Source organism: Clostridioides sp. ZZV15-6597, assembly GCF_020657815.1.
Classification (GTDB): domain Bacteria; phylum Bacillota; class Clostridia; order Peptostreptococcales; family Peptostreptococcaceae; genus Clostridioides.
In genome coordinates, this window is record NZ_JAGWCT010000046.1 from 20,467 (window position 1) to 30,356 (window position 9,890).

The window sequence follows — 9,890 nt, forward strand, 5'->3', positions numbered from 1 at the left end:
AACTTATCCTCTTTTAGTTATAAGACCTCTTATAACTTTCATGTTATTAAATACTTTTTCTAAGAAGTTTTCTGCTTCTTCATTATCCAAAAGATTTATTTCAAGATTTTCATTTTCTACAATATCTTTAGATTTGCAGTACTCTTTAGCAACTTCTATTAGTTCATTTTTTCTATCCATAGGTAAATCGAACTCTTTATAGTCTATTATTATATATTGTTTAGTATCAGGTGATACACCATTATTATATCCTATTTCTATATGATAAATAACTGCATATATTTCTTCTCCGTCGTATACAGGTACTGCTGGGTTAGATTTTATAAAGTTTGTTGATACAGCAATTGCATTTCCTAAACTAAGACTCATTATTAATACCTCTTTCTACACATTATACATATATTATACTATAGATTCTTTATCTATGACTTAAAGCTTTTTATAATTAATTAAGATATTTTTAAATCTTTGTATCTTTTTCCTAATGTACTAGAGCTTATATCATATTTTTTTGATATTTGTACTTGAGTTATAGCTTGTCCTGCTTCTTTCTTAACATAGTATTCGACCGCAGCTGCCCAACCACTTTCAGCTCCTTTTATATTTTCATGACTTTTCTTATATTCATTCCAGAACTCTATACATGCATCTATATTTTCTTTTTCCACATTTTCTTTAAGAGTATCTAAAACCTTACATTCTACTTCAGCTAATTCACCTTCTGAATTAACTTTTTTATTATTATTCCTATCTCTTTCTCTTTTTAAATATTCAGCTATACTTGGGTCTAAAAGCTGTTGTATATATTTATATAATACATGTGTATGATAAATTAAGAACGTCTTCATATCTTTATATAAGTCTTCATATTGATTGAATAAATTCATAACATCATTTAAAATTATATCTTTAACTTCATTTGATATACTTATAGTTACATCTATTAATATATTAGTTCCTTCAACATCAATTATTCTAGCTATCATACAGCTTCCGATTTTAAAGCTTCTTAGAAGTTTTACATCTTCTGTGTAAAGTTCTTTCCCACTTAAACAATCTCTTAAAACTATTTTTCCTGTAGAAATTTCTTTTACTTCGTAAATGCTTACATAGGATTCAAACAAACTTTTTAATATTGCAATTTCTGATTGACTTAGGTTTGCACCATTCTCTTCAAGAAATCCAACCGTCATGACCTTTTTATTTTCCATTATGTGGTCTTGTATTAAATACGTATTAAAAAATCTTTCAAACTTTTCATTTACATTATCATTTTGCATTATATAAAACATTTCTTTAGCTTTTTCACATTCATCTTTGAATCTATCATGTCTTGAATAATCATATAATTTTGAATATAAATCTGTATATTGCTTTTGTGAAAGTTCAGTTTTTCTGCTTGCTCTTTCTGAAACAATATCTTTATTTAAACAACATTTCTTGTATTTTTTGCCACTTCCACAAGGGCATAGCTCATTTCTCCCTAACAATATGACTTCCACTCCCTTATTATTAAATTAAAGTACAATTTGTTATTATACCATTTTTTTATCAATCAATCTATAGTATAAGCAAATATTATCTCAAATTTACTTATATTTTGGTACAATATATTCACTTTAATTAGGATTTCGATAAAATCACTAACAATCCCTCTTACAGAAATGGATTATCGTAAAACTAATTCTTCTATAAAGTTTTATGAATTGATAATAGTTTTTTACTTTATCTATTCTTTTTTGTTATGTGACTCTAATTGTCATTTTACATTCTACAAGATTGCTTTTTTCTTGTTTATATTCATTTGAAAGATTTTTGACCTCAAGATTACTTGTTTTTAATTTATTAATTTCTATTTTTTCAATTTTATTATGTAACTTTAAGTTCTTCATTACACCTTCAAGTTTCAACACATTTTCAAGTTCCCCATTAACTTTTACTTCTAAATTAGTTTGTTTTTTATTGTAGTTGTCTAAGCTACTTTCTTGATTGATATATTCCACACTTACAATATCTCTCAATTCATTTTCTACTAATAATACTATATCTTTATTTGTTTTTTTATCTAAAAATGAATTATTAAAATTATTTTTTAATTCTGTATTGCTATCTAATTCAACATTTTTTACATATCTATTATCTTTATGCTTTTTATCCTTCATTTTATAATTATCTTGTCGTTTTATTTCATTCACTATATTTTGTTTTTCTTTCTTCAAATTAGTTAGGTTCTCTTCTAGAGGTCTGGACATTACATTAACTACTAATACAATAATTAATATTAGCAATATTTTTATCAGATTTTTTTCTCTCTTATTTAATTTCAAAATTAATCACCTGTCTAACTTTTTATTCTAAATTTATAACATTCTCCATCTCTTATAATGCTGTCTATGTAGTAATATTTTATGTAATTTATTTTTCTTAAATCATCTAAAATATCTAGATTATCACACACGCCTTCCATCTCCATTTTGTTTTTATCTATAGATATTTTAGTAATGTTATCTGTTCCAACTATTTTATATATTTTTTTTATTTCATCAAGCTTTATTCTAGAAAACTTTTCTTTTGTTTTTTCCAGCTTTGGTACAGTATACTTCGATTCATTTATGGTTTTATTGTGACTTATATAATTTTCTAATTCATTTATAGATTTCATATACATAAACATTTTTAATGAAACACATGTTAAAATTAAGATTATCGTTATTTTATAGATTTTATTATATTGCTTAGTTTCTTTAAATCCATTTAAAAAATTTATTGTTTTATAAGCTTTCATTTAAATAATCATCCCTATACTACTTATATAAGTTATACTAGTATCTCTTAAATCCTTATCAAAATTATTTTCCACCCTTACTTTATTTTTTAATTTCAATGGATTTACTTCAGCAATTTTTTCTGTGTCTTTAAGATATTCATCTATAAAACAATTTTCTATGCCATAATAGTAAATATATTTAAATCTACTTATTAATTTTTTTACTGAGTCATATGATTTTATTTCTTTTGATAATAGATATGTTTCTTCTATTTTTTTATTTTTTGTTATGTTTATAATAAATTGATTCCTTTTACATTCTATAAATACTCCATCTTCTATAAAATTGTCTATTAGATTTAAACTTATAAGTTTTTGTAGTATATCAAAATTTATGTTTATAGCTTTTGGGTTCATATTTAGATTTTCTGAAATGATTTTAATTACTTGTATAATATTTTTAGGAAAAAGAATTACTTGTATATTTAACTTATCATTACTAGAGTTTATAATTTTATATTTTATTGAATAGTTATTTATATTTATTGGAATATATTGGGTTATCTCAAATTCTATCATGTTTAATATATCTCTTTTTTTCTTAGTATTCAATATCTCAATATTTCTAATAACTATATCTTGAGTCTGAATATTAAAGTACAAATTTTTGTATGATTTTTTTAGGTTATTTATATCATCTTTTACTAATTTAACTACGTTTTCTACATAACTAGTTTTTTCAATCTCATCACTGTCATTTTTAATATTAAAACCAATTTCTTTTATACTAGATTTATCTATAAAGATTTTTTTATAGTTTTTTCTTAAAAATACAGACCTTATATAATCATCATTTATTTCTAAAGTCAAAATTTTTTTAATTATAACCATCTCCTTCTTAAGTAATGATAACTTGTATATTTTTTAATTAAACTTAATATATTTACATTTACAATTGAATACTAAAAATATCTTTATAATTTGATACTAAAAACGTATAAAAACAAATATTATCTTGGATAAAATTGTTTTGAATTTACATTTACACTTATATCTGTACCATTATCACTTATAACAAGTTCAAACTTACCTGATGTACTTTGAGGAACTGGAACAGTACTTAAATAACCTTTTTCTTTAAGTGATTCTACGCTTAGAGATTCTGCTATATTTTCATCATCATTAATAGCCATACTAGCTGCAGTTACTATATTAGCTGCATTTGTATAGTCTGCATTCATCTTGGCACTTTCTTGAACTTTACCATATTTAACTAATGCTATACTAGATATAACCCCTAAAATTGTTACTACTACAATCATTTCAACAAGTGTAAACCCTTTTCGTTTTTTATTTATCAATTAAATTTTCTCTCCTTTTTAAAAGTTTTATTTAGTAAAATTTATTTTTATATTAGAAACTAGTAATTGCATCAAACATAGGAATAACCATTGATAAAATAAAAACTCCAACAATCAATCCCATGAATACAATTATTACAGGCTCTACAAATTTCATTATTTGCTCTATTTTATTATTTAATTCATTTTCATAAAATCTGTTTATTACATCTAGACTCTTATCTAGCTTTCCACTTTCTTCCCCTGTATTTGCCATTGAAACAAATAACTTAGGAAAAATATTTGCTAGCTTCAAAGACTTACCTATACTATTTCCTTTTTTTATATAATTATTAGAAATCTTTAGTCTCTCATAAATGAATTCATTATCTATGACACTTGCTGACATGTCTATTGCATCCACTATTTGTATGCCACTACTAAGTAAAATAGACAACGCTCTTGAAAATCTGGTTGTAGCTACTAATTGGTTAATGCCTTTTAAAAAAGGTATTTTGAATTTAAATGAATTAATTAATTTTTTTAGATTATTATTCATTATAAAAAAATAAATAGTTCCTATTAAAATCAATATAAAACTAAGTATTAAATAACCTAGATAATTTGTAACTATCATAGAAATTCCTATTAAAATCTTAGTTATGAAAGGTGGTTCAATCCCATTACTGGCAAAAACCACCTGAAAATTTGGTATCACAAATATAAAGATAAATATTATTGATATTATTGATAATATGATAAGTATCATTGGATAGATTAAAATAGTTATTATTTTTGTTTTTAATTTATATTCTTTATCGTAATAATTAGATAAATCGCTCATTATTACATCTAAGTTTCCACTAGTTTCTCCTGCTTTTATCATGCTTATAAAAAATTTAGAAAATGTTCCTGTGATGTGAAATGATTCTGCTATAGAATTTCCATTTTGAATATGATTTGATACTGTATTAAACAAACTTTTTACTTTTTTGCTAGATTGTCCTTCAATAATTTGAAATATATTTGTAATTTCACATCCAGATTCCAGTAAAATACCTATCTCTTTGCAAATTACTCTAAGCTCTTTATTACTAATCTTGTTTAATACTAAATGAATCTTGTTTAAATTATAAAATATACTTTTAGATACTTTCATGTATTATAATTCCTTCCAAATTATATTAATTATAATTAAATAGGCTCGATATTTTCTAATTTAATATGTTAATTTTATTTTATCTAGATACAATTTACAATCGAGACTTTTAATTAAAATCGATTGTATGAAATTTGGTTACACTGTTTAACTAAATTATTTCATTTACCACTAAACATTCTTCTAATGTTGTTATTTTTTCATTTATTAGCCTTTTACAGCTATCTTCAAATGTTATCATTCCATTTTTTCGTGCTACTTCTTTAACAATACTAGAATCCTTCATATCCCTTATACATGTTTTTATATCATCATTAATTTCTAGAATTTCATAAATTGCTGTTCTACCAAAATAACCTTTATCATTACATCTCTCACATCCTACAGCTACTTTAGTATTTACATCTCCACTAAAATCATCTTTTATCATAATCTCATGGCTACAATGATTACAAACTTTTCTAACCAACTTTTGAGATATCACACCTATAAGAGATGCATTTAAAAGGTATGGTGGAATTTGCATTTCCAATAGTCTAGCTATAGCAGATACTGCATCATTAGTATGCAAAGTGCTTATAACTAAATGTCCTGTTATAGCAGCTCTTACTGCTATCTTAGCTGTTTCTGCATCTCTTATTTCTCCAACCATTATTATATCTGGGTCTTGTCTTAATATAGCTCTAAGACCTACATCAAAACTCAACCCTACTTTTGAATTTACTTGTATCTGACTTATTCCATCCATCTTGTATTCTACTGGATTTTCTATAGTCATTATATTTTTATTTATACCCTTTAAATCATTTAGTAAGGAATATACTGTAGTAGTCTTTCCGCTCCCTGTAGGTCCTGTCACTAATAATATTCCAGCTCTTTTACTTATTATACGATTTATAGAGTTTATCGCTTCTTCTGAAAATCCAAGTTCTGATTTATCTTTTAAAAAAGTATCTCTATTAAGTATTCTCAAAACAATTTTTTCACCATATACAGTTGGGATTGATGAAACCCTAATGTCAATTAAGCTATCATCTAGCTTTATGTCTACTCTTCCATCTTGAGGAAGCCTTTTTTCTGTTATGTCCATTGAAGCCTTTAATTTAACAACTGTAGCTAATGCTGGATAAACATCTATTAAAAACTTTGATATTTCTTTTAACTCTCCATCAACTCTCATTCTAACTATCAAATGTTCTTTAAATGGTTCTATATGTATATCACTTGCGTTCTCTTTTATAGCTTTTTCTAGAAGATTTTCAAATAATCTTTTTGCATAATTCTCATCAAGTTCAAAGTTATTATAATATTTTTCTATCTTCTCACTTATAAGTTCTCTTCTTTCTTTTTTTAATATAATTTCTTTCCCCGTTGCTAATCTCAAATCTTGTAGTGCATATATATCTTCATCTTCTATTTCTACTACTAGATTATCATCTTGAAATTCTACTGGAAATACATTATACTTTTTTGCAAGTTTTTCTGGTATTAACATTGGTAAACTGCTTTCCTCTAATATAATCTTAATCACCCTTTATATACTTTAATTTATTAGGTATTTTCAGTTTTTTCATAGAGATATTTTCTTCAGCTTTTATACTAACTTTCATTGGATAAGTACTTTGTACACTATCTAAATATTTACTACCTTTGTCTATGTAACTAGATAGTTTATCTTTATCACCAATACATTTTATTTCATAGGGTTGTGCTACTGGAACTCCATTTATATTTATATGGCTACCTGCAAGTACAACTTCTGAGTACTGATTAATTCTTTGACCATTTATTTCTATGTATTTTCCTCCATTTGTTTTTAATTCATTTATGACTTTTACTAAGATTTTATTGTAGTCTATGCTATTGGCAATGTTTCCTGTTTTTTCATCTATGGCATCTATACTTAATACTATTCCGCTACCGTTTACATTTGAATATGAAAGACTCTCCCTAAGACTTTCTATTTTAGAGATTTCATTAGAATTTTTTTGATTTTTCTTCATCGAATTAATTTCTTTATCTAATTTATCTTTCTCTTTTGCCAGTTCTTTTATAGATTTTCTTGTTATTCTTATTTCTTTTCTTATTGACTTATCCTTACTTGTATAAACTGTTTCTTCATTGCTATAATCTCTAAATATGGTTCCAACAAGCATACCTAAAATAGTACTTGCTAGTATTATAAACACATATTGTTTTTTCATACTGTATTACTCCTTACAAATTTATTTTTATATGATAATTTTCTTTAATTAAATATTAAACATTTACATATGCTTATTATATCAAAGTTATATGTTAAAATTCATCTTTAGTATATAATATCATACATTATACTTATGTCCCCACCCTACTAGCATTGAATATAAAGGATTCTGTTATAAATAGTAAAAATCATATAATTTAATTAGATAACTTATACTTTTAATATCTGTTAAAGTATAATGTCTAGCTAAATAAATATAAACTAAGCTTAAAATGTATATTGATAATATTTTTGCTTACATACTTTATTTTCAGCTTACACACTTTAATTTAAAAACTTTTCAAAATAAGTACATACATATAGATTATTATTGTAAATGTATATTGTAATTTTTTATATTGACAAAAAACATCCAACTGTTTATACTGTACTTGTATAAAAATATACAGTTAAAGAGGTGTTTTTTTGAATATAATTATTTCAAATGGTTCTAACTTACCCATTTATGAACAAATTAAAGAACAGATAAAAAAACAAATTCTTTCAGGAGAATTAAAAGAAAATGAAATTCTACCTTCACTTAGACAACTAGCAAGAGATTTAAAGATTAGCGTTTTGACTACTACTAGAGCATATAATGAACTTGAGCAAGAAGGTTTTATTATGAGCCGTCAAGGCAAGGGATTTTTTGTTATGTCAAGTAGTTCTGAACTTATTCATGAACAGTTAATACAAGAAGTAGAATCAAATCTTAATAACGCAATACAAGCAGCACAAAGAGCGTCTATGACAGATAAAGAAATTATAAGTCTTTTGAGATTATTATTGGAGGTGGAAAAAGGTGAATAATTATTTGGAACTAAAGGATGTTAGTAAAAACTTTAATGATTTTAATCTAAAAAATATAAATTTTACCTTACCAATGGGATATATAATGGGATTAATTGGCCCAAATGGTGCAGGTAAAACAACAACTATACAATTAATTCTAAATATGTTAGAAAAAGATGAAGGAGAGATTTTAGTTTTTGATATGGACAATGTTAAAAATGAAAATCTTATTAAACAGAATATTGGTGTTGTATTTGACAATATATTTTATGCAGATAATTGGACAATAAGAGATACTGAAAAAGCTATATCTATTTTTTATAAAGACTGGAATCACGATATTTTTAAAAGTATGATAACCAGATTTAATTTACCTCTAAATAAAAAAATAAGTGAATTATCTAGAGGTATGCAAATGAAACTTATGTTATCATGTGCATTTTCTCATAATGCTAAGTTGCTTATACTTGATGAACCAACAAGTGGACTTGATGCAGTAACTCGTGATGAACTTTTGGAAATTCTACAGGACTACATAAAAGATGGAGATAGAAGTGTGTTATTTTCTACACATATTACTACTGATTTGGAAAAAGTTGCTGATTATATTACTTTTATAAATAATGGAGAATTATTTTATACTGGAAGTTTGCAAGATTTATTAGAAAAATTTAGATTAATTAAAGGAAGACCAAAAGATTTAACAGAAACACTTAAAAAAGATGTTATTGGTCTACGTGAAACAGATATTGGATTTGATGCATTAATTCATACAAATGATACTATTAAATATAATAACTGTATCATAGATACTGCTACTATTGATGATATAGTTATAAAAGTTAGCAAGAGAGGTGTAGTAAGATGACCGATTCAATTAAATTTACTAAACTAGATATTTTTACAATGAAATCTTATTTTAATATGAATTTAGTTTTGTTACCTGTTATAATGCTTTTTTCATATATGGGCTCATCAACATTAACACTTTATATTACTTGTTCTTGGTTTGTTGCCCTTATGATTTCTAACGTTTTTGCCATAGAAGAAAAAAACAACTTAAGTCGCCTATATGGTACTCTTTCAATTAAATTAAGAGATATAGTTTTAGGTCGCTATATTTTCATTTTACTTAACTTCGTATTAACAGTATTTATAATTACTATACTTTCAATAGTCGTATTATTTTTTAAAAGTAAATCTATTGATATTCAAGAGATTATACTAGGAATAAGTACCTCTTTTTTAGTTTTTTCTGCTATAGTAGGAGTTCAAATACCTATCTTTTTTAAGATGGGATACCTAAAAGCAAGATTTTGGTCATTAATTCCATATATTATTGTATTGACATTAGTTTTAATGACCTCATTGATTGATAAAATATCATTTGTAATAGATTTTATAATATACAACCAAGGTATATTTTCTATTCTTGGGCTTATTGCTAGTTTTATTATTTTAGTAGTTTCTTATAAAATATCTTTCTTACTATACAAAAGTAGACGATAGTGTAAATATAAATTTATAAAAAGTTAAAATCTAAAATAGAAAAAGGAAATGAATTTTTACTAATTCATTTCCTTTTAT

General features: G+C 24.6%; 12 protein-coding genes. 3 read left to right on the forward strand and 9 right to left on the reverse strand.

The window, feature by feature from the left end; genetic code table 11:
• Nucleotides 1-3: 3 nt before the first annotated feature.
• The 9 genes from KGF52_RS11725 to KGF52_RS11765 form a co-directional block, all read right to left on the reverse strand.
• Complete coding sequence (locus tag KGF52_RS11725) at nucleotides 4-369, reverse strand: hypothetical protein (protein WP_227828292.1); 366 nt, start codon at nucleotides 367-369, stop codon at nucleotides 4-6.
• A gap of 80 nt (nucleotides 370-449) precedes the next feature.
• A complete protein-coding gene (locus tag KGF52_RS11730) occupies nucleotides 450-1,490 on the reverse strand; it encodes a YecA family protein (protein ID WP_227840313.1) in 1,041 nt (346 codons plus the stop codon).
• 252 nt (nucleotides 1,491-1,742) lie between these two features.
• Nucleotides 1,743-2,327: a hypothetical protein gene (locus KGF52_RS11735; RefSeq protein WP_227828290.1), complete on the reverse strand. Its 585-nt coding sequence runs from the start codon at nucleotides 2,325-2,327 to the stop codon at nucleotides 1,743-1,745.
• Between the two features lie 14 nt (nucleotides 2,328-2,341).
• Nucleotides 2,342-2,785 carry a hypothetical protein gene (locus KGF52_RS11740; protein WP_227840314.1) on the reverse strand — a complete coding sequence of 148 codons (444 nt, stop codon included), beginning with the start codon at nucleotides 2,783-2,785 and terminating at the stop codon, nucleotides 2,342-2,344.
• Complete coding sequence (locus KGF52_RS11745) at nucleotides 2,786-3,658, reverse strand: pilus assembly protein PilM (RefSeq protein ID WP_227840315.1); 873 nt, start codon at nucleotides 3,656-3,658, stop codon at nucleotides 2,786-2,788.
• Between the two features lie 119 nt (nucleotides 3,659-3,777).
• Complete coding sequence (locus KGF52_RS11750; RefSeq protein ID WP_227840316.1) at nucleotides 3,778-4,128, reverse strand: prepilin-type N-terminal cleavage/methylation domain-containing protein; 351 nt, start codon at nucleotides 4,126-4,128, stop codon at nucleotides 3,778-3,780.
• A 52-nt stretch (nucleotides 4,129-4,180) separates the two neighbouring features.
• Nucleotides 4,181-5,266 (reverse strand): type II secretion system F family protein, encoded by a 1,086-nt coding sequence (locus KGF52_RS11755; protein ID WP_227840317.1) that lies wholly within the window; start codon nucleotides 5,264-5,266, stop codon nucleotides 4,181-4,183.
• A gap of 151 nt (nucleotides 5,267-5,417) precedes the next feature.
• Nucleotides 5,418-6,761: a GspE/PulE family protein gene (locus tag KGF52_RS11760; RefSeq protein ID WP_227840318.1), complete on the reverse strand. Its 1,344-nt coding sequence runs from the start codon at nucleotides 6,759-6,761 to the stop codon at nucleotides 5,418-5,420.
• A gap of 28 nt (nucleotides 6,762-6,789) precedes the next feature.
• Complete coding sequence (locus tag KGF52_RS11765; protein WP_227840319.1) at nucleotides 6,790-7,470, reverse strand: DUF881 domain-containing protein; 681 nt, start codon at nucleotides 7,468-7,470, stop codon at nucleotides 6,790-6,792.
• 467 nt (nucleotides 7,471-7,937) lie between these two features.
• Between KGF52_RS11765 and KGF52_RS11770 the strand changes: the two genes are divergently transcribed.
• Genes KGF52_RS11770 through KGF52_RS11780 form a run of 3 tightly spaced genes read left to right on the forward strand, consistent with a single transcriptional unit; the run spans nucleotide 7,938 to nucleotide 9,812 of the window.
• Nucleotides 7,938-8,321 carry a GntR family transcriptional regulator gene (locus KGF52_RS11770; protein ID WP_227840320.1) on the forward strand — a complete coding sequence of 128 codons (384 nt, stop codon included), beginning with the start codon at nucleotides 7,938-7,940 and terminating at the stop codon, nucleotides 8,319-8,321.
• The gene (locus KGF52_RS11775) at nucleotides 8,314-9,171 is read left to right on the forward strand and encodes an ABC transporter ATP-binding protein (protein ID WP_227840321.1); all 858 of its coding nucleotides are present in this window, start codon (nucleotides 8,314-8,316) and stop codon (nucleotides 9,169-9,171) included. Before KGF52_RS11770 ends, KGF52_RS11775 begins: the two co-directional genes overlap by 8 nt.
• Nucleotides 9,168-9,812: an ABC-2 transporter permease gene (locus tag KGF52_RS11780; protein WP_227840322.1), complete on the forward strand. Its 645-nt coding sequence runs from the start codon at nucleotides 9,168-9,170 to the stop codon at nucleotides 9,810-9,812. Before KGF52_RS11775 ends, KGF52_RS11780 begins: the two co-directional genes overlap by 4 nt.
• The last annotated feature ends 78 nt before the right edge of the window (nucleotides 9,813-9,890 follow it).